We start from the raw sequence: 19,083 nt of genomic DNA on the forward strand, positions 1-19,083 counted from the left end.
ATGCTCCTGCCACGTATAGGTCAGTTCCGATCAGCTGCGCGACAGACCCGAGTCCGAAAATCAGTAATCGCCGCGTCAGCGGCGATTCTGCTGTTCGGTCCGACGGCGGCAGTAGCGAACGCACAACCCGATCAGCCCGCCCTACCCGCCGAGCTGATCGCGGCGGTCGCGCGTGATCTGAAGATCTCTCCCGAGGAGTACCTGCGCCGCGCCGATCTGGCGCAGCAGGTCGCGGCCTTCGCCACTACGGCGCAGCGCCAGTTCCCGCAGGTCTTCGGTGGCTCGTGGCTCGATGACGGCGGCAAGGCGGTGGTGGCGCTCGCACAGGGCCCCGGCGCGGACGAGGCCCGCAATGCCGCCACGTCGGCCGGATTCGAGGTCCGCAATGTCGCCAAGAGCGAGGCGGCGCTGCACGGTGAGAAGAGCGCGTTCGAGCGTTGGCTCGATGGGCAGCCCGAAGCCGTCTCCGCACTGGTGCGCGGCGTTGTGGTCGATACCGTCAACAACAGCATCGCGGTCCGGGTCGAGCAGGCCGGTCTGCCGATGCCGAACTTCATCGATCCGTCGCGGGTCATCGTGATGGCGCCTCCGGTCGCCGGTGAGCAGCTGCAGACGACTCCGGTCGCCGGTGCGATGCAGACCGGCCCGCTGGCCGGTGGCGACGGTTACGCCTCGATCGCCGGGAGGATGTCGCTGCGGTGCTCGCTCGGCTTCAATGGCACCGACCGTGCGGGCAATGTCGTGAACATCACCGCGGGTCACTGCAACCCTGACCTTCCGTCGGCGGGCACGGCGAATGCGTCGGGCGTCTTCGAACTGAACGGCGATCGGCCGGGCGCGCAGCTGGGCACCTTCCAGAAGTCGGTGCTCGGCGCGCAGGACTACTCGATCATCCGGATCAACGACCAGGCCAAGGATCGGTTCACGAACAACTTCGTGCGTCAGCCGGGCGCGCCCGTCGCGGTCGAGGGCGTTGCCGTTCCGGTCGTCGGCGCTCCGGTCTGCAAGTCCGGTGCGCGCACCGGCTTCAGCTGCGGCATCGTCAACGCTGTCGATCAGACCGTGCAGGTCGGCGATCGGGAGCTGACCCAGTCCTTCTCTGCCAACATCTGCGCCCTGCCCGGTGACAGCGGCGGCGCGATCGTCTCCGGCCGGATGGCGCTCGGCATTTCCAGTGCGTCCTCGGTCGCCGACTTCCCGATCTGCGAGATCCCGAATCTGATCGGTGCCCTCACCGGCAACGCACCGCAGCTGTTCGCGCAGCCGGTCAGCGTGGTGCTTTCGGACAACCCGGGTCTGAAGGTCAATAACTGAGCCCGAACCGACCGGCGGGTACCCGGAACTAGCCAACGGCTCGGAAAGGCCGACAGCGGCGACGCTGTCGGCCTTTTTGCTGTCACTGCGGGCGATCTTGCTGACCTTGTGCGGCCCGAACGTGCCTGAATGCCCTGTGGAGCGTCGCCATATTCCGGCATCCTGGACTGCATGTGTTTGGTGTTGATCGGTTGGCGGGTGCATCCGGAATATCGGTTGATCATTGCGGCCAACCGCGATGAGTTCTATTCCCGCCCGACCGAGTCGATGCGATGGTGGTCCGAGGTACCCGGACTGCTGGCGGGGCGCGATTTGGGGGCGATCGGCAGGCACGCGGGCGATCCACCCGGCACCTGGCTCGGCTTGGCGCGGGAGGTGAGGGGGCGCAATCGATTCGCCACGGTGACCAATGTGCGCAACCCGAAAGCCGAACGCGGCGATGCCCGTTCGCGCGGGGCGCTGCTGATGGACTTCCTGCGCGGCGCCGGCGATGATGTCCCGGGACCGGAAAACTACCTTCTCGACGTCGCGGCCGCTCCGGATGACTACAACGGATACAACGTGCTGGTCTCGGACCTCGAATCGCTGTGGTGGCATTCCAACCGCAGTGCACTGCCGCCGCAGGAGCTGACACCGGGCTTCCACGGCGTATCCAACGGCAAGTTCGTGACCTCGGCCGCGCCGGGACCCGCTGCGGCATTGGAAGCGCCCCAACCCATGTGGCCCAAGGTGCGCAGCGGTCTCACCGAGTTGCGCACGGTGGTCGAATCGGATCCCGGAAACGTGGCGCGCTACTTCGAGGTGCTGGCCGATCGCACCGAGGCACCCGATGATCTGTTGCCGCACACCGGAGTTCCGTTGCGGCGCGAGCGCACGCTCTCGGCCAGGTTCATCGCCAATGCGCTGCACGGGACCAGGGCGAGCACGGTCTTGCTGGTGCACGAGGACGGCTCGTTCGAGATGGCCGAGCGTTCATTCGGGCGATTCGGGCGCGGTAAGGGCGAGGAATCGTTCAGCGGCAGTTTGGATTTGCGGGAGCGTCAGGCCTGAGAACACAAAACCGGCCTGCCCTCCGGAGAGAGCAGGCCGGTCGAGTTCAGTTCGAATTAGTTCGGCTGCTGATCCGACGCAGGCGCAGCGGCGGGTGCCGCCACCGGCTTCTCGGCCCACTTCGTGGTGCCGTCCGGCGCCTGAATGGTGTTGAGCAGTTCCACTCCCGCGGCAACCAGCGCGGGACCACCGACGGCGATGGTGCCCAGAATGCCGCCGATGCCGGCACCGGTCACCAGACCGGGAAGGCAGCCGACCGGGAGAGAGATGATGCAGCCAGCGATCGCGCCGATCGCGGTGCCGATGAACCCACCGACCGCGGTCGCGATGCCGAAGTTGCTGGCGAATTCGTTCTGCGCGCGCTGGTTTTCGATCGGCGACGCGACTTCCTTGGCGACCACCGGCTTCGCGACGACCGGCTTATCCGACACCGCAAGATCCGCGGGCTTTTCCGGGGTGACCTCGAGCACGGTGCCGTCGTTCTTCATATCCGCTTTGACTGGCACGAGCTTGCCGTCGACATCCACGTTCAGCGGGAACGAGACGACGGTGTTGCCCTTGCCGTCACGTACGTTGGCGACTGTGGTCTTCGGGTCGTCGACAGTGGCGCCGGGCTCCTCGGTCAGCGAGAAGGTCCCCCCCTTGAGCGCCGCCACGACGGTCTTGTCCACCAACTTGACGGAGTAGGTGACGCCGGGATCAGCCGGGGCGACCGGCTCGGCATGCGCGGTCCCGAGACCGATGGTCATCGCACCGATGGCCATGGCGGCAACCGCAGTGGTGCTGCGGAGTTTCATTCAGTTTCCAATCCATCGTCAGGTTGTCCGCCCGCCGTCTCCATACATGCGAGAGCGCTCATCAACCCGAGGTGGTCGGACCTCGGATTCTCCCCGAGCAGTGTGAAGAAGGCACAGCAGACAGAACGTCGTGAGCGTAATCGAACCGACATGAAGATGCGAGATCCGTTACCCATACTGTGATCTCCGCGTGACGTAAGCCTGTCCTTACCGCCAGGGCGGCACCATCGACTGTTTACGGTGGTTGTCGCCCGGACCGACACCCGGATCGCGGGGATCTTCGTGAGATCGCTCACAGGCAGAATTCGGGTCAAGCCCCAGGAAGAAGGGGCACTACCCAAACTGCCGATCGTACGATAGACCGGTAAGTTACCGGTGGGTAACTTACCTGCGGTTAGGATACGAGCCAACCGGGCGGTGCAATCGCCGCCCAACGCTCGTGTTGCCTCTAAAAGAAAGGTCGCGACATGAATGCCCTGACACTGACGCTGGGCACGATTGGTGTGGCGTTCAGCCTCCTGGGTTGGGCATCATTCGTCGGCGGCGTCGGCAAGATGACCCGCGCGATCATGATCGGCCAACCCGCGCCGGATCGCTGGCGGCCATTCTTCCCTCGGCTCCGGACAATGATCGTCGAATTCCTCGCCCACACCCGGATGAACAAATTCCGCACGGTGGGCTGGGCGCACTGGCTGGTGATGATCGGCTTCCTCGGCGGCTTCATCCTGTACTTCGAGGCGTACGGGCAGACCTTCGATCCCGAATTCCACTGGCCGATCATCGGCGGTTGGGGCATCTACCACCTGTGGGACGAGGTGCTCGGCATCGGCACCGTGGTCGGCATTCTCGTGCTGATCGCCATTCGCCAGCTCAACCACCCGCGGGTGCCGGAGCGGCTGTCGCGATTCAGCGGTTCGCAATTCGGTCCGGCCTATGTCATCGAGGCGATCGTCTTCCTCGAGGGCATCGGCATGGTCATGGTGAAGGCGGGCAAAATCGCCACCTACGGCCACTCCGAGGTGTGGACCGACTTCTTCACCATGCAGGTGGCCAAGCTGCTGCCGTCCAGCGTGGCGATGGTTGCCGTCTTCGCATTCATCAAGATGGTGTCGGGCAGCACCTTCCTGCTGCTGGTCGGTCGCAATATCAACTGGGGTGTGGCCTGGCACCGGTTCGCGGCCTTCTTCAATATCTACTTCAAGCGTGAGGACGACGGCAGCGTCGCGCTCGGCGCCGCCAAGCCGATGATGTCCAGGGGCAAGCCGGTCGATATGGAGACCGCCGACCCGGATGTCGACACCTTCGGTGCCGGCCGGGTCGAGGACTTCTCCTGGAAGGGCTGGCTGGACTTCACGACTTGCACCGAATGCGGTCGCTGCCAATCGCAGTGCCCGGCCTGGAATACCGGTAAACCGCTGTCGCCCAAGCTGTTGATCATGTCGCTGCGCGACCACGGCGTCGCGAAGGCGCCGTACCTGCTGGCCGGTGGCCGCAAGGATATGGGCGGCGACGAGGTCGGTCTGGTCGACGCCGAGGGCAAGCCCGATGAGGCGAAACTGGCCAAGATTTCCGCGGCCGCGAAGGCCGAGGCGGAGCGTCCGCTGGTCGGCGGCGAAGACCTCAACGGCATCATCGATCCGGAAGTGTTGTGGTCGTGCACGACCTGTGGTGCGTGTGTCGAGCAGTGCCCGGTCGATATCGAGCACGTCGATCACATCATCGATATGCGCCGCTACCAGGTGCTGATCGAATCGGAGTTCCCCTCCGAGTTGGCCGGGTTGTTCAAGAACCTGGAGAACAAGGGCAATCCGTGGGGGCAGAACGCCAAGGACCGGTTGAACTGGATCAACGAACTCGACTTCCAGATCCCGGTTTTCGGCCAGGACGCCGACTCGTTCGACGGCTATGAGTACCTGTTCTGGGTGGGCTGCGCGGGTGCGTACGAGGATCGCGCCAAGCGCACCACCAAGGCCGTCGCGGAACTTTTGGCGACTGCCGGGGTGAAGTTCATGGTTCTCGGCGCCGATGAGACCTGCACCGGTGACTCCGCGCGACGTGCGGGCAACGAATTCCTGTTCCAGCAGCTGGCTGCCCAGAACATCGAACTGCTCAACTCCGTATTCGAAGGCGTCGAGCAGTCGCGCAAGAAGATCGTGGTCACCTGCGCGCACTGCTTCAACGCGTTGAACAACGAGTACCCGCAGGTCGGCGGCAGCTACGAGGTGGTGCACCACACCCAACTGCTGAACCGGCTGGTGCGTCAGAAGCAGCTGATCCCGGTCGCGTCGGTATCGCAGAACGTCACCTACCACGACCCCTGCTACCTGGGCCGCCACAACAAGGTCTACAACGCACCGCGTGAGTTGATGGAGGCCTCTGGTTCCACCCTGGTCGAAATGCCGCGTCACGGGGAACGTTCCATGTGCTGTGGTGCCGGTGGCGCCCGCATGTGGATGGAAGAACAGCTCGGCAAGCGCATCAATATCGACCGCGTCGATGAAGCCCTGTCCACCTTGGGCGGCGGCAATGAACCGTCCAAGATCGCGACCGGCTGCCCGTTCTGCCGAGTCATGCTCACCGACGGCGTCACCGCCCGCAAGGACGGCGGCGAGGTCGGGCAGGGCGTCGAGGTCGTCGACGTCGCTCAGCTCATGCTCGACGCCATCGACCGTGTCGATCCGGCCACGCTGACCGAGAACCTGACCGTCGTGCAGGAACCGAAGACGGCCCCCGAGCCGGAACCGGTCGCTGAACCCGAACCGGCCCCGATCGCCGAAGCTCCCGCCGAGCCGAAGGCAGCTCCGACCGGTGGTGGCCTGGCGATGAAGAGCGGCGGCAAGGCGCCCGGTGGTCTCGGCATGAAGGGTGCGGCCAAGGCACCCGGTGGCGGGCTCGGGATGAAGGGCGCCGCGAAGGCACCCGGCGCCAAAGCGGCTCCGGCCGAGGAAACAGCGGCGACTTCGGCTCCGGCCGCACCGGTCAAGGGCCTCGCGATGAAGGGCCCCGCCAAGGCACCCGGGGCCAAGGCACCCGGCGGCCTCGGCATGAAGGGTGGCGCAAAAGCCCCCGGCGCCAAGGCGACCCCCGCCGCCGCGGGCGAACCGGCCACGGCCGCCGAGGCATCGGCCACCCCCGCGCCCCCGGTCAAGGGCCTGGCCATGAAGGGCCCGGCGAAGGCACCCGGTGGTAAGGGGCTCGCGATGAAGGGCGCCGCCAAGGCACCGGGAGCCAAGGCACCGGCACCCGCCGAACCGACGGCGGCGGCCCCTGCCCCGACCGCGGAAGCCTCCGCCGCCGAACCGGTTTCGGCTCCCGCCGAAACCAAGCCGTCGATCCCCGCCAAGGGTCTGGCCATGAAGTCCGGCTTCAAACGCCCCGGTCCCAAGGCCCCCGGCGCGGCCGCCCCCGCACCGTCGGCCCCGGCCGAATCCACCGCTACCGCGGAGCCCGCTGCGGCTCCGGCGGATTCGACCCCGGAACCGGACCAGCCCAGCAATGGCACCTCCGGCAACGGCGCCCCGGACGTCACGCCCCCGGCCCCCAAGCCCGGCGGCCTCGGCTTCAAATCCGGCGCAAAGGCCCCCGGTCGCAAGGACTGACGGGTAAGCGGAAAACCGAAAGCGGCCCGGGTGCGCACTGCGCACCCGGGCCGATCGCTATCTGGCGCAGGACATCTGAGTGGCCCGTCACTCGGTCTCCTTCGGGTGTCCCGTCAGGCAGCGCTCGAGCGACACACGCCCTGCGGTAATGCTTCCCTTCTCCGCGGGCTCGATGAAATACCACAGTCGGCCACCATCGGTGAACTTGTACTGATACCGCTCGAAAGTCCGCCCTTGATAGGTGCCGTATCGCAGTTGGCCTTTCAGCGGATAGAGCCGTGCAGACTGCAGGTCTCGTTCACGCGTGAGCATGTCCCATGCCTCAACCATGGCGTTACGAGCGGCGGCGAGACAGTCGGTCCAGCCCTTCTGCGCCTCGGTGGTAATAAAGACGATCTCGTACTCACTCCGTTTGAGCGGCCGAGGCACCGCATCGCGTCGCTTGCTCACTCGTCACCGTCTGGAGCTGGGACCGGGACAGCCTCGTCAACATAGTTCAGATCAGAGCCATCAACCCGGATCCTGGGATCCGCATGGGCTGCCGCCGTATCCCGCCACGCCGCCAACGTCGTCGTCAACCGATCCAGCCGCCCGACAGCCAGGCCTCCTCGAGCGTTGTTGAGGAAGTCCGCGACGAACTCTGGACGCTCCGAAGCGGGGAGCAACTCGATCCAGGGGAACGCGATTGTGAGCCGATTCACCAACCGCTCCAACGTCTCGTCATCGAGTGCGATCGCGAGCAGCTGAGTAAGCGCGCCTAGCGTCTCCTCCTCCGCGGCGGATGCGGCAGCATCGGACAGCCGCACCGGAGGCGCGGACCGTCGAACGAGGATCACATCCCCACCCTCCGCCATCGCCTCGATGACCCGGTTCGGGTCACGTAGAAATTCCGACCAGGTTGCTGTGACGCTCATACATCCAGTATGTCAGAACTAGTTCTGATATCGAGGACTCGCGGCGAATCAGGACAACCAGTCGTCGAGGGACGGGAGTTCGGTGGCTACCTTGCCGGTGAAGGCGGGTGGGCGCTTTTGTAGGAAGGACATGATGCCTTCGCGGAGGTCGGCGCTGGAGAAGGCATAGGAGATGAGGCGGGCGTCGAGGGTGAAGACATCGTCGGGGGTTTTGTCGCCGGACATGGCGACCAGGCCGCGGCGGATGGCGGCTATCGAAACGGGGGCCACCTGGGTGGCGAGTTCGGTGGCGAGGGCGTTGGCGGCGGGAAGTAGGTCTTCGGGAGCGTGCAGGCTGGTGACCAGGCCCGCGGCCAGGGCCTCGTCGGCGCCGAAGACACGGCCGGTGATCATCCATTCCTTGGCCTTCGCCAGGCCGACGATGCGCGGGAGGAACCACAGCGAACCGCCCTCGGGAAAGAGGCCACGGCGGGCGAAGACGAATCCGAAGCGGGAATCGGTTGCGGCGAAACGGAAGTCGGCGGCGAGCGTCATGGACAGACCGACGCCGACGGCGGCACCCTGCATGGCGACGATGATCGGTTTGTCGAGGTTGGTCATCGGCCGGACCACGCGAGTGGACCATTCGACCCACCCGGGCGCGGTGACGTCCTCGTCGGAGCCGCCCGCTGTCAGGTCCATACCGACACAGAAATCCTTTCCCACCGCGGCGAATACGACAGCGCGTACGTCATCGTCGCGATCGGCGGCGGTGAAGGCGGCGCCGAGTTCGTCGGCCATTTCGGTGGTGAAGCCGTTTCGGGCGTCGGGTCGGTTGAGGGTGATGGTGGCGACCGCGTCCGTCACGCTGTATGTGATGGTGTTGTAGGACAATTCGACTCCCTGGAAGGTTGGAGCGGCAGTTCAGCGCTTGCCGGATGCGGCGCGGACGAGCAGTTCGACCATGGCGGTGGCCTTTTCGGAGCGCGGCGGATCGCCGGTGATGACATCGCTCCATACGAAGGCTTCGCCGATGCGCACGATCGCATACGCGAGATCGCGGATCTCGATGCGGGGGTCGAGATCCGGCAGCCCGGCCAACCGTGCGGCGGCCCAGTCGATCATGCGGCCCTGGACGACGCTGTATCCGGAGGTCAGTACCCGCAGGCCGTACTCCGGATCGTCGGCGACGAATCGGGACAGCGGTTCGAAGGTGCGCACAGTATCGGCGAGCTTGCCGAAATTGCGGACGAATCGTTCGGCGGGCTCGCCGTCTCCGCGCGCCTCGACCCGGGCGATCGCCTCCGCGATCACCCGCCACACCACCTCGCCGATCACCACTTCCCTACTGCCCCACCAGCGGTACAGCGTGGCACGGCCGATGCCGAGCTCGCGGGCCAGCTGCTGCATATCGATGCGGCGCCCACCGAGAAACCAGCGGTGCGCGAGGTCGATCGCATCCTCGCGCACCGGCTTCGGCGAGATCGCCACCGGCGAGGCCGTGGCGTCGGACACGACTATGGCCTCGTCAGCGCGGCGTAGCGGGCGAGATGTTGATCGCTGGAGCCGAATTCGTGCTCGATCGCGGTCAGCCGCTTGAAGTAGTGACCGATCGCCAGTTCCTCGGTCATACCCATCGCACCGTGCAACTGCACCGCGTTCTGGCCGATGAATCGCGCGGCCCGACTGATGGTGACCTTCGCGGCCGAGACCGCACGCGCCCGGTCCGCCGCGGCCGCCTCCAGCGAGTAGATGGCCAGATACACCGCGGCAATGGCCTGCTCGAGTTCGATGAACATATCGACCATGCGGTGCTGGAGCACCTGGAAGCTGCCGATCGGCTGGCCGAATTGCTGACGCTGCTTGGTGTACTCGACCGTGTCCGCAAGTACTTTCCGCATGCAGCCGACGGCCTCGGAGGCGATCGCCGCGATCGCTTCGTCCACGGTGACGTCGATCGCGTCCCACGCCGCGCCCTCGGCGCCGAGCAACGCATCGGCGGGCAATCGCAAGCCGGTGCAGGTGATGTCGGAGGCGACCCGGTCGTCGATCGTCCGGTACGAATGCACTTGCACACCCTCGGGCGGATTCGTGGCGTCGAATTCGGTGAGGAACAGCGAGATTCCGTCCCGATCGCGCCGATCACCTGCGCTACGCGCGGTAATGAGGAGATGGGTCGCCAGCGGCGCGCTGGTCACGACGGTCTTGACGCCGTCGATCACCCACGAGTCACCATCGCGGCGCGCGGTGGTCGATACGTCGTGCAGTGTCTGTCCCGAGGTCGGCTCCAGCGCTGCGAACGCCGTTCGCACGGCACCGGACACGATCTGTCGCAGTACCGAATCGGCGGTCTCGCCACCGGAACGATTCAGCAGACCGGCGCCGACAACCACGGTGTCGACATAAGGCTCGACGACCAGCGCGCGGCCGAGTTCCTCGGCGATGATCATCAGCTCGACCGGACCGCCGCCCATACCATCGACCCGCTCGGGCAGCGTGGCCCCGAGAATGCCCAGCTCCTCGGCGAATCCGCGCCACACACCCGACTGCCAACCGGCATCGGATTTCGCCGCGCTGCGACTCTTCGCCAATTCGTAGCGGGCGCCGAGGAATCCGGCCACCGCATCGCGGAGGAGTTCCTGCTCATCGGTGAAGGTGAAGTCCATCAGAGCCCCAATGCTGCCTTGGCGAGGATATTTCGCTGAATTTCGTTGCTGCCCGCGTAGATCGAGCCCGCGCGGTCGTTGAAGTAGCGCAGCGGTGCCACGGCCTGCCAGTCCTCGCCGCTGCGATATCCGTCTGCGGGCGGGGTGAATTCGGCGATCGGCCCGCCGGGCTCGGTGGCATGCGGCTGATAGACCCGACCACGCGGACCGGCCGCCTCCAGCGCCAATTCCGTGAGCCGCTGGCTCAACTCGGTGGCCAGAATTTTCAGCATCGAGGATGCCGGACCCGGGTTCTTGCCCTGCGCCATCGCCGAAAGTGTGCGGTACTCCAGAATTTCGAGCACCTCGGTGCGAATTCGGGCCTCCGCCAACTTTGCCGCGAACGCCGCGTCATCGATCAGCGGATTGCCGTCGGGTCCGGTCTGGCCCGCCGCCGCGGTGGCCACCTCCTGGGCCATGACCTGCAGCATCGGCGATGCCGCGCCGCCACGCTCGTGGACGAGCAGATATTTCGCGACAGTCCAGCCATCGTCGATCCGACCGAGCACATTGCTCTTGGGCACCCGGACGTTATCGAAGAAGACCTGGTTCTGTACCTGTTCACCGGAGGTCATCACCAGTGGGCGAATCTCGATGCCGGGCGTGGTCATATCGATCAGTAGGAATGTGATGCCCTGCTGCTTCTTGCCTTCGCGCGAGGTCCGCACCAGGCAGAAGATCCAATTCGCTTCCGTCGCATGGGTTGTCCAGATTTTGCTGCCGGTGCAGACGAAATCCGCGCCGTCATCGACGGCGGCCATGGTCAGCGACGCCAGGTCGGACCCGGCCTCCGGTTCCGAATACCCTTGGCAGAAGAAGATTTCCCCGGTCAGGATGCGCGGCAGATAGAACGCCTTGTGCTCCGGTGTACCGAACGCGATGATCGCGGGCGCGACCATCCTGATCCCCATCGGCGACAGCGTCGGCGCACCGGCCAGCGTCGACTCACGGTTGAAGATGTAGTGCTGGGTGAGGCTCCAATCGCACCCACCGTGCTGCACCGGCCAGGCGGGCGCGGCCCAGCCGCGCTCGTGCAGGATGTGCTGCCACCGCATGCTCGCCTCATGGTCCGGATACACACTCGTCGCCAAGCGCCCAGCCCGCCGCAGCTCCGGCGTCAGCTTCTCGTCGAGAAATGCGCGAACCTCGTCGCGAAAGGCCAGATCGGCCGCTGACCAGTCGTAATCCATCAGCCCTCCCGGAGGGATGTGCGTCTTTGCATCCGTGCGGCGCTACCGCCACACGAGACACAATGTACGTCTGTCTCACCACGAAATCAAACTGACGTCACCTGCCTGCATTTGATCGGTCATCCGCGCCGAACTCGAACGAGATGACGGCCGAACACAGTGCTAACAGTCTTCGACGAGGGCTTTGATGAAACCGGCGGATTGGTAGACGTAGTCGTAGGCCCAGCGCCGGACCGACAGATGGGGTTGCGGGTCGAGCATGAGAAGCTCACCGTCCCAGCATTTTCCGAGGATGTAGCGGGCCCGGGAGATATGCGGGGTAAAGGTGATGACGATGACGCGGTGCCAGCCTTCGGTGGCGGCGAGTCCGGCGAGTTCGCGACCTTCGCCGCGGGTGGTGCGCGGCGAAGGATCGAAGCAGGTGACCTGGAAGCTGTAGCGGCTGTGGCAGATTCGATTCATCAATGCGCTGTTCTCATACGGGTCGGAGAACAGCACCCGAGGTGCGTAACCCTCGCTGGCCAGCCGCAGCCCCAACTTTTCGCGCCCGTCGTGCGCGCCGCCGAGCACCAGGATCGCGTCGGCCCGCGCGGGTGCGTCGACCCGAGGCCGGACGTACACCGGCCATAGACCCACGACCAGGACCAGAACCACCACCGCGACGCCGAACACCAACCAGGCCTTGCGCGCCCGGTTTTTGCGGTGTCCTCGCACGAGATCGATGGTAACTGGAGCTTCGCCGGAGCGGTTGGTGCAGGTCAGCAGGATATCGACGATTCATGTCGCCACCTGTACATCTGCTGTTGCCGAGACTATTGCCTCGGTGACCGGCGGTGGCCATCGGCGGGACCTATCAATCGATCATGCGATGCACAGTCTTCGGAACCGGGTACCTCGGGGCCACGCACGCTGCGTGCATGGCCGAACTCGGGCACGACGTGATCGGCGTGGATATCGATCCGGGCAAGGTCGCGAAGCTGTCCGATGGCGTGGTGCCGTTCTATGAACCCGGACTAGAGGAGGTGCTGCGGCGGAACCTGGATGCGGGTCGGCTGCGGTTCACCACCTCGTACGCGGAGGCGGCGGCCCATGCGCAGGTGCATTTCCTCGGGGTCGGGACGCCGCAGAAGAAGGGTGAGTACGCAGCGGACCTGAAATATGTGCACGCCGTGGTCGATACGCTCGCGCCGCTGCTGGAGCGGCCGTCGGTGATCGTCGGGAAGTCGACGGTGCCGGTCGGAACCGCGGCGGCATTGGGCGCGCGGGCACGAGCGCTCACCGATGCCGAGGTCGAGGTGGCGTGGAACCCGGAGTTCCTGCGTGAGGGTTTCGCGGTGAAGGACACACTGCGCCCGGATCGACTGGTACTCGGCGTGGATGGTGAGCGCGACACCGCGGCCTGGGTCGAGGAACTGGTGCGCGAGATCTACGCCGACCTGATCGCGGCCGAGGTGCCGTTCCTGCTGACCGATCTGGCCACCGCCGAATTGGTCAAGGTCTCCGCGAATGCCTTTCTCGCGACCAAGATTTCGTTCATCAACGCGGTATCGGAGGTCTGCGAGGCAACCGGCGCGGACGTGACGATGCTGGCCGACGCACTCGGCTACGACGCGCGCATCGGCCGCCGATTCCTCAATGCCGGACTGGGTTTCGGCGGCGGCTGCCTACCCAAGGACATTCGCGCGTTCATGGCGCGTTCCGGTGAACTCGGCGCCGATCACGCGGTGGCATTCCTACGCGAGGTCGACAACATCAATATGCGCCGCCGCACCAAGATGGTCGATATGGCGACCCGGGCCTGCGGCGGATCACTGCTCGGCGCCAATGTGGCGGTGCTCGGCGCGGCGTTCAAACCCGAATCCGATGATGTGCGCGACTCGCCCGCGCTGAATGTGGCCGGAATGATCCAGCTGCACGGCGCGGTGGTGACCGTGTACGACCCGAAGGCGGCGGAGAATTCGCGACGCGTCTTTCCCACATTGAATTACGCGACATCGGTCGCCGAAGCCTGCGATCGTGCCGATGTGGTGCTGGTGCTGACCGAGTGGGATGAGTTCGTCGCATTGCGTCCGCAAGACCTCGATCCGGTGGTCCGGAAGCGGTCGATCATCGACGGTCGAAACTGTCTCAATCGTGCCACCTGGAGAGCCGCAGGATGGGTGTACGCCGGACTCGGCACACCGTAGAGTTGCCAGCGACGCGGGGGCGATGTCGGGACGATCAGGTCCTGCCTTCGGCACTGTCGGACGTCGGCGGTATGGTCCCGATGGCGGGCCGATCCACCGGCGGGCGGCGCAGGCTCGCATGTCGTGATGCGTGAAACGGGATGGGCAGCTGATGAGTTCGGTTCTGGGAGTTTCGGTGGGGGCCGGTGCCGTTCGTATGGCACGACCACACGCCGGGAATCCCCACGGCCCCGTCGCACCGCATTCCTTCGATCTGCAGACCATTCCCGTTGTCGAACATCAGGTGGAGGAGCTGGCCGCCGAAGCGATCGGCGTGACGCTGGAGTCCATGCCCGGCATTGCCGCCACCGCGATCGCCTACCGCAGTGAGCAGCATGCCAGGGCGCTGCGGGCAGCCATGGCGCGCCAGCAGCTGACCAATTACGAACTCGTGCCCGAAATTGTCGCGGCGGTCGAATTCGCGCAGTCCACCGGGGATATTCGCGGCATCTCCTCACTCGTCGTCTACGACCTCGGCAGTTCCGGATTGACGGTCAGCGTCGTCGACACCCAGACCCGTGAGATCCGCCACAGCGAACGCACCAGCGATATCAGCGGCGACTACCTCGATTCGCTGATCCGCGAACAGCAGATCGCCTCCGGCCGGATCGCGCATCCGCCGGATTCGGCGGGCCTGGCCGCCCTGGACGCGCTGTGCCGCGAGGCCAAGGAACAACTGTCGACGAATACCGCAGTGGCCCTGCCCAGTGCACAAGGCTTGGTGCTGCTCGCCCAGGAGAATTTCGAAGCCCTCATCATGCTGGCGATCGAATCCTCGGCACGGATGGCGCGTGATGTCATCGTGCGCTCCGACCGTCCGGTGCACGGTGTGCTGGCGATCGGCGGCTGCGCCCGAATTCCGCTGATCGCCAAGGTGCTCGAACGATGGATGGGCGTACCGGTCATCGTTCCGGACAGCCCGGAGACGGTGGTCACCCGCGGCGCCGCCCTGCTGGCGCATCCGGTTCGCACCGTCGTCGCCAACCCGCAGCATCGCGCGCCCGTCGCGGGTCCGATGCTCGATGACGACGCTCTCTCACCCGCCTGGCTATCCGCGCCTCCCAAGGGTCGCCGCGGCAAGCGGGAGATCAACGGCGCGGTCCTGACCGTCAGCGCACTGGCCGTGGTCGCCGCCATCGGCCTCGGACTCGGCTACGGCCCGCAGGTGCTCGAACGCGATTCGCAGAGCAGCGACCGCTCCACCTCGGTCTCCCCGACCAGCCCGCCGCGCACCACCACCCTCGACCCGCAGATCGCCGTTGCCCCGGCCAGCACCACCGAGACCAGTGAATCGCTCGCGGCACCGCCCCCGCGCCGCACGACGACCACGGAGCCGTCGCCCACCCCCGGCCCGAATACCATTGTCGTGCCCGGTCTTCCGCCGATCGTGGTACCGACGATCCCCCCGGAGATCTTCCCCTTCCCGCCGCCCGGTCCGCACTGAGGCCGTCCCAGGCAGGGAGGTCAGCGGCACGGAGCCGGGCTCGCAGGACAGAGCACGGAGTCGGCAGGCCGTTGGCCCCAGGATGCGAAGCGATGACGCACCTCGCACAGCGTGTGCCACCGGCGGAAGGTGCGCACCGATCACAAGCTGTGGATAGTTGGGCAGGGTCTTGCGCTGTGTCCGATCGAACGCATACACGCCCTTTGGTCAGGACATATGCGCAATTGCGCGGGTGTGGTGACCAAAAGCGTTGTGGGATAGCAGGAAGGCGCGGCTACCGGCGCGGCCCCTCGTCGCTCCAGGGGTCCTCGTAGCCGCGGGGGTCCGGAGTGCGGTAGCCGCGGGGGTCGGTGTCGTAATCGGGTTCGTATGCCAGCGGATCGGAGCTGCGGTAGCCACGATTGCGGTCGTAGGCCCGGGGCTCAGGGGTTGGAGTGTCCCAGGAGACCTGCCTGTTCGAGCCGGTGCCCGGCTCGTCGTTCCGGGTTCGATCCGAGATCCGTTGGCGTCCGGTATCTCTCGTATCGGTGGCGACTGCGCCGCTGGACGGCCTGGACGACGCGGACGGACGCGACGGACCACCGGAGCGGCGGGCCGATCCCGTCGACTCGGATTTCGCATGCCGAGAGTGGCGAGCAGGCGTGGCGGGTTCGGGCTTGCGGCCGAATGGGCGGGCGAGCATGACGGCGATGGCGGTGGTCAGCGGGACCGACAGGGCCAGGGCGATACCGCCGACAGAGGAGCGGGCGATTTCGATGGCTACCGCATCGCCGGTCAGGACGTCGCGGATGGAGCGGCCCGCGACGCTGAATAGCAGCAGCAGCGGGAGCGCACCGCCCGCGTAGGCCAGGACCAGGGTGTAGACGGTACTCGCGATGTGGTCGCGGCCGACCCGCATGGCGGCGGCGAAAATCTCGCGGCGCGAGGCGGATTCGTCGATGGCGGCGAGTTCGAAGGCGGCCGACGCCTGGGTGATGGTGACGTCGTTGAGCACACCGAGTGAGCCGATGATGAAGCCGGCCAGCAGTAGCCCGGTAATGCTGACGTGCTGAATGTAGGTGGCGACGTTGGTGTTCTGTTCCTCGGATAGCCCGGTCAGGTGCGTGATCTCGATGGCCACCCAGGACAACGCCGCCGCCACGATCATCGATGTCAACGTGCCGAGCAGCGCCGAACTGGTCCGCAGATTCACACCGTGTGCGAGATACAGCACGGCATACAGGATCAGCGCACCCGCGACCAGCGCCACCGGAATCGCTGGTTTGCCGTCCAACAGCGCGGGCAGCATGAACAGCACCAGCACCGCGAACGCGAAGACCAACCCGAGCAGTGCCCGCAACCCGCGCCAGCGCGCCACCACGATGACCACAACCACAAAGGCCAGCACGATCAAGGTCAGCGGCAGCCCGCGGGAGTAGTCCTCGAACGAGTACAGCGGCATCCCGCTGGGGTCGGTCTGACGGACGATCCTGATGTGGTCGCCGGCGTGCAGATCGGGCTGCCCTGGACCGGGCGCGACTTCGAACAGGGTGTGGTTGCCCTGGTGCGGACCCGAATCGATGCTGATCAGACTGCGCTGGCAGGTGTAGCCACTGGCACGCGGCTGCTCGGGTTTATCGATGAACACCTTGCCATTCGAACTGCTGCCGCACGCACCGACATCCTGCAGCACCACGGTCCCGGCCTCGGTCTGCACCGCACCGCCGCCTGCATTCTGCATCGGCAGCGGGATATCGACGTGCTGGCTGCTCGGCCACAGCACGATGGCGGCAATGACGACGACGACACCGATCGCGGCGAGCAGGCCGACCACGACCCGGGCGGCAGTCGCGCCGATCGCAATGGGGCCCGAATGGTCGTGGTGATGATGGTGATGATCGCTCATGACGCCGCCTCGGCGCTCGGCTCCACAGTGCGCGACTCGCGCGGTGTTGTCGGTCGCTGGCTCACCGGACTCCTACCTTGTCGTCTGTCGTCCCGGGTGCGAGCTTAAAGGATTTCATTTTCAAGATCGGAGTCACGGACCGAACAGCGAATGACGTGGAGTCGGAAAAGATGCCCCCTGACGGCCGGGCACACCGCTCATCGAATCGCTGCGTGATGCAGTAATCCATGGGGGATCGGGGAGGGGGCGGCGGAGAGCAGGGGGATGTCTCCGCCGCCCGCAGGTTGGCGCCCAGGGGGGTAGGCAGCCTAACCCGAGGTCAGGTTGTCCAGGGGGGTAGACAACTTGACCGGGCACTCGAAGTGCCAAGAGACACTGTACACAAAAAGTCTCGTTTAGCGCTAGCTAGTAACTAAAACTCCCAAATATCCGTACGCGGGGTATGTTTTAGACCCCGAAGCGGGGCGGTCTGGTTGCCCGGGGCACGCTAGCAACAGGCTTTTCTGGCGACCGAGCAGTCTCTTCCACTACTGCCGATAGCTCGACAGGAAGTTCCCGAAACGCTCGATCGCGACCGCGAGGTCCCGAGCCCACGGCAGCGTGACGATCCGCAGATGATCATGATGCGGCCAATTGAACCCGGTCCCCTGCACCATCAGGATCTTCTCCTGCAGCAGCAGATCCAGGATCAGCTTCGAATCGTCGCGAATCTCGTAGACGTTCGGATCCAACTTCGGGAACGCGTAGAGCGCACCCTTCGGCTTTACACACGACACGCCCGGGATGATGTTCAGCCGCTCCCACGCGACATCGCGCTGCTCCAGCAGTCGCCCGCCGGGCAGGATCAGATCCTCGATGCTCTGATGCCCGCCGAGCGCCACCTGAATCGCGTGCTGTGCAGGAACATTCGGGCAAAGCCTGGTCGAGGCGAGTAGATCGATACCCTCGAGGAAGCCGGCCGCATGCTCCTTGGGCCCGGTGATCGCCAACCAGCCGGAGCGGTAGCCCGCGACCCGGTAGGCCTTGGACAGTCCGTTGAAGGTCAGGCAGAGCAGGTCGGGCGCGAGCGTCGCCAGCGAAATGTGCTTGGCGTCGTCGTAGAGGATCTTGTCGTAGATCTCATCGGCCAGCAGCAGCAGCTGATGTTTGCGCGCGAGGTCGACCATCTGCTGGAGCACCTCGGTGGAGTACACCGCGCCGGTCGGGTTGTTCGGATTGATAACCAGCAGCGCCTTGGTCTTGGCGGTGATCTTCGATTCGATATCGGCGATATCGGGCTGCCAACCGTTGGACTCGTCACACAGGTAGTGCACCGGGGTGCCACCGGCCAGGCTGGTCATGGCAGTCCACAGCGGATAGTCGGGTGCCGGAATGAGCACCTCGTCACCGTTGTCGAGCAGCGCCTGCATGGTGATGGTGATCAGCTCGGAGACGCCATTGCCCAGGTAGACGTCGTCGACATCGAGTACGGGGAAGCCGGGGACCAGCTCGTAGCGAGTCACGATGGCCCGTCGGGCCGAGAGGATGCCCTTGGATTCCGAATAGCCCTGGGCATACGGCAGCGCGGCGATGATGTCGCGCATGATCACATCGGGCGCCTCGAATCCGAACGGAGCAGGGTTGCCGATATTGAGCTTGAGGATGCGATGCCCCTCCGCCTCCAGCCGTGCCGCATGCGCGTGTACCGGTCCACGAATTTCGTAGAGGACGTTCTGCAGCTTCGTGGACTGCTCCAGCACGCGCGGCGGATGATGCGGTAGATGAGGACTCACCCGTCCTATGGTGCCATCCCCTGCAACGGTGTTTTTGGCCGCGCGGGCGCGGCTCTGTTGTTGGCAGCGCCTTCGGCGCTGCGTGTTCGCGGCCCCCTTGGTCTCGCGTCCGAGCCGTCGAGACTCGCGCCTGCGGCGCATGCGCTTCGACGACTCGGACGCGAGACGGGCCGCGAACGGTCACTCGTAAGACTCGCTCCGTGGTGGTC

Annotated in this window: 14 protein-coding genes and 1 pseudogene; 5 read left to right on the forward strand and 10 right to left on the reverse strand. The window is 65.6% G+C overall.

The features are described from left to right. Together ACQP1G_RS44430 and ACQP1G_RS44435 are read left to right on the forward strand one after the other, a co-directional pair. Window positions 1–1,314, forward strand: a complete 1,314-nt coding sequence (locus ACQP1G_RS44430) for a S1 family peptidase (protein WP_433196497.1) — start codon at window positions 1–3, stop codon at window positions 1,312–1,314. Window positions 1,315–1,485: 171 nt separating this feature from the next. After that, window positions 1,486–2,364, forward strand: a complete 879-nt coding sequence (locus ACQP1G_RS44435; protein WP_433196499.1) for an NRDE family protein — start codon at window positions 1,486–1,488, stop codon at window positions 2,362–2,364. A gap of 56 nt (window positions 2,365–2,420) precedes the next feature. Here the strand turns inward: ACQP1G_RS44435 and ACQP1G_RS44440 are convergent, their stop codons facing one another. After that, window positions 2,421–3,161, reverse strand: coding sequence for a hypothetical protein (locus ACQP1G_RS44440; RefSeq protein ID WP_433196501.1), 741 nt, complete (start codon window positions 3,159–3,161; stop codon window positions 2,421–2,423). A gap of 467 nt (window positions 3,162–3,628) precedes the next feature. On the opposite strand from ACQP1G_RS44440, the gene ACQP1G_RS44445 reads away from it, so the two are divergent. Next, complete coding sequence (locus ACQP1G_RS44445) at window positions 3,629–6,760, forward strand: (Fe-S)-binding protein (protein WP_433196503.1); 3,132 nt, start codon at window positions 3,629–3,631, stop codon at window positions 6,758–6,760. A gap of 87 nt (window positions 6,761–6,847) precedes the next feature. Here the strand turns inward: ACQP1G_RS44445 and ACQP1G_RS44450 are convergent, their stop codons facing one another. The 7 genes from ACQP1G_RS44450 to ACQP1G_RS44480 all read right to left on the reverse strand — a co-directional run bounded on the left by ACQP1G_RS44450 (window position 6,848) and on the right by ACQP1G_RS44480 (window position 12,262). Next, window positions 6,848–7,210: a hypothetical protein gene (locus ACQP1G_RS44450; protein WP_433196505.1), complete on the reverse strand. Its 363-nt coding sequence runs from the start codon at window positions 7,208–7,210 to the stop codon at window positions 6,848–6,850. Beyond that, window positions 7,207–7,674 (reverse strand): hypothetical protein, encoded by a 468-nt coding sequence (locus ACQP1G_RS44455; RefSeq protein ID WP_433196507.1) that lies wholly within the window; start codon window positions 7,672–7,674, stop codon window positions 7,207–7,209. The genes ACQP1G_RS44450 and ACQP1G_RS44455 overlap by 4 nt, the downstream gene beginning before the upstream one ends. Before the next feature lie 48 nt (window positions 7,675–7,722). Further along, window positions 7,723–8,547 (reverse strand): enoyl-CoA hydratase-related protein, encoded by an 825-nt coding sequence (locus tag ACQP1G_RS44460; protein WP_433196509.1) that lies wholly within the window; start codon window positions 8,545–8,547, stop codon window positions 7,723–7,725. A gap of 30 nt (window positions 8,548–8,577) precedes the next feature. Then, window positions 8,578–9,168, reverse strand: a complete 591-nt coding sequence (locus ACQP1G_RS44465; RefSeq protein ID WP_433196511.1) for a QsdR family transcriptional regulator — start codon at window positions 9,166–9,168, stop codon at window positions 8,578–8,580. Window positions 9,169–9,170: 2 nt separating this feature from the next. Continuing rightward, complete coding sequence (locus ACQP1G_RS44470; protein ID WP_433196513.1) at window positions 9,171–10,319, reverse strand: acyl-CoA dehydrogenase family protein; 1,149 nt, start codon at window positions 10,317–10,319, stop codon at window positions 9,171–9,173. Next, window positions 10,319–11,548 (reverse strand): acyl-CoA dehydrogenase family protein, encoded by a 1,230-nt coding sequence (locus ACQP1G_RS44475; protein ID WP_433196515.1) that lies wholly within the window; start codon window positions 11,546–11,548, stop codon window positions 10,319–10,321. The genes ACQP1G_RS44470 and ACQP1G_RS44475 overlap by 1 nt, the downstream gene beginning before the upstream one ends. A gap of 162 nt (window positions 11,549–11,710) precedes the next feature. Then, complete coding sequence (locus ACQP1G_RS44480) at window positions 11,711–12,262, reverse strand: YdcF family protein (protein ID WP_433196517.1); 552 nt, start codon at window positions 12,260–12,262, stop codon at window positions 11,711–11,713. Between the two features lie 149 nt (window positions 12,263–12,411). Here ACQP1G_RS44480 and ACQP1G_RS44485 point away from each other — a divergent pair, with 149 nt between their 5' ends. Beyond that, complete coding sequence (locus ACQP1G_RS44485; RefSeq protein WP_433196519.1) at window positions 12,412–13,734, forward strand: UDP-glucose dehydrogenase family protein; 1,323 nt, start codon at window positions 12,412–12,414, stop codon at window positions 13,732–13,734. Between the two features lie 196 nt (window positions 13,735–13,930). After that, window positions 13,931–15,217: an Hsp70 family protein gene (locus ACQP1G_RS44490; protein WP_433196521.1), complete on the forward strand. Its 1,287-nt coding sequence runs from the start codon at window positions 13,931–13,933 to the stop codon at window positions 15,215–15,217. Window positions 15,218–15,830: 613 nt separating this feature from the next. Here ACQP1G_RS44490 and ACQP1G_RS44495 read toward each other — a convergent pair. Together ACQP1G_RS44495 and ACQP1G_RS44500 are read right to left on the reverse strand one after the other, a co-directional pair. Further along, window positions 15,831–17,102: pseudogene (locus tag ACQP1G_RS44495) on the reverse strand (YibE/F family protein); the annotation flags it as partial. A gap of 527 nt (window positions 17,103–17,629) precedes the next feature. Beyond that, window positions 17,630–18,883: a pyridoxal phosphate-dependent aminotransferase gene (locus ACQP1G_RS44500; RefSeq protein ID WP_433209386.1), complete on the reverse strand. Its 1,254-nt coding sequence runs from the start codon at window positions 18,881–18,883 to the stop codon at window positions 17,630–17,632. Window positions 18,884–19,083 lie beyond the last annotated feature (200 nt).

This window comes from Nocardia sp. CA-107356 (assembly GCF_050946365.1).
Classification (GTDB): Bacteria; Actinomycetota; Actinomycetes; order Mycobacteriales; family Mycobacteriaceae; genus Nocardia.

Coding starts and splice junctions, on each gene's coding strand:
- ACQP1G_RS44485 (WP_433196519.1), top strand. CDS start 12,412: ATGCGATGCACAGTCTTCGGAACCGGGTACCTCGGGGCCACGCACGCT.
- ACQP1G_RS44470 (WP_433196513.1), bottom strand. CDS start 10,319: ATGGACTTCACCTTCACCGATGAGCAGGAACTCCTCCGCGATGCGGTG.
- ACQP1G_RS44455 (WP_433196507.1), bottom strand. CDS start 7,674: ATGAGCGTCACAGCAACCTGGTCGGAATTTCTACGTGACCCGAACCGG.
- ACQP1G_RS44440 (WP_433196501.1), bottom strand. CDS start 3,161: ATGAAACTCCGCAGCACCACTGCGGTTGCCGCCATGGCCATCGGTGCG.
- ACQP1G_RS44475 (WP_433196515.1), bottom strand. CDS start 11,548: ATGGATTACGACTGGTCAGCGGCCGATCTGGCCTTTCGCGACGAGGTT.
- ACQP1G_RS44430 (WP_433196497.1), top strand. CDS start 1: ATGCTCCTGCCACGTATAGGTCAGTTCCGATCAGCTGCGCGACAGACC.
- ACQP1G_RS44435 (WP_433196499.1), top strand. CDS start 1,486: ATGTGTTTGGTGTTGATCGGTTGGCGGGTGCATCCGGAATATCGGTTG.
- ACQP1G_RS44445 (WP_433196503.1), top strand. CDS start 3,629: ATGAATGCCCTGACACTGACGCTGGGCACGATTGGTGTGGCGTTCAGC.
- ACQP1G_RS44490 (WP_433196521.1), top strand. CDS start 13,931: ATGGCACGACCACACGCCGGGAATCCCCACGGCCCCGTCGCACCGCAT.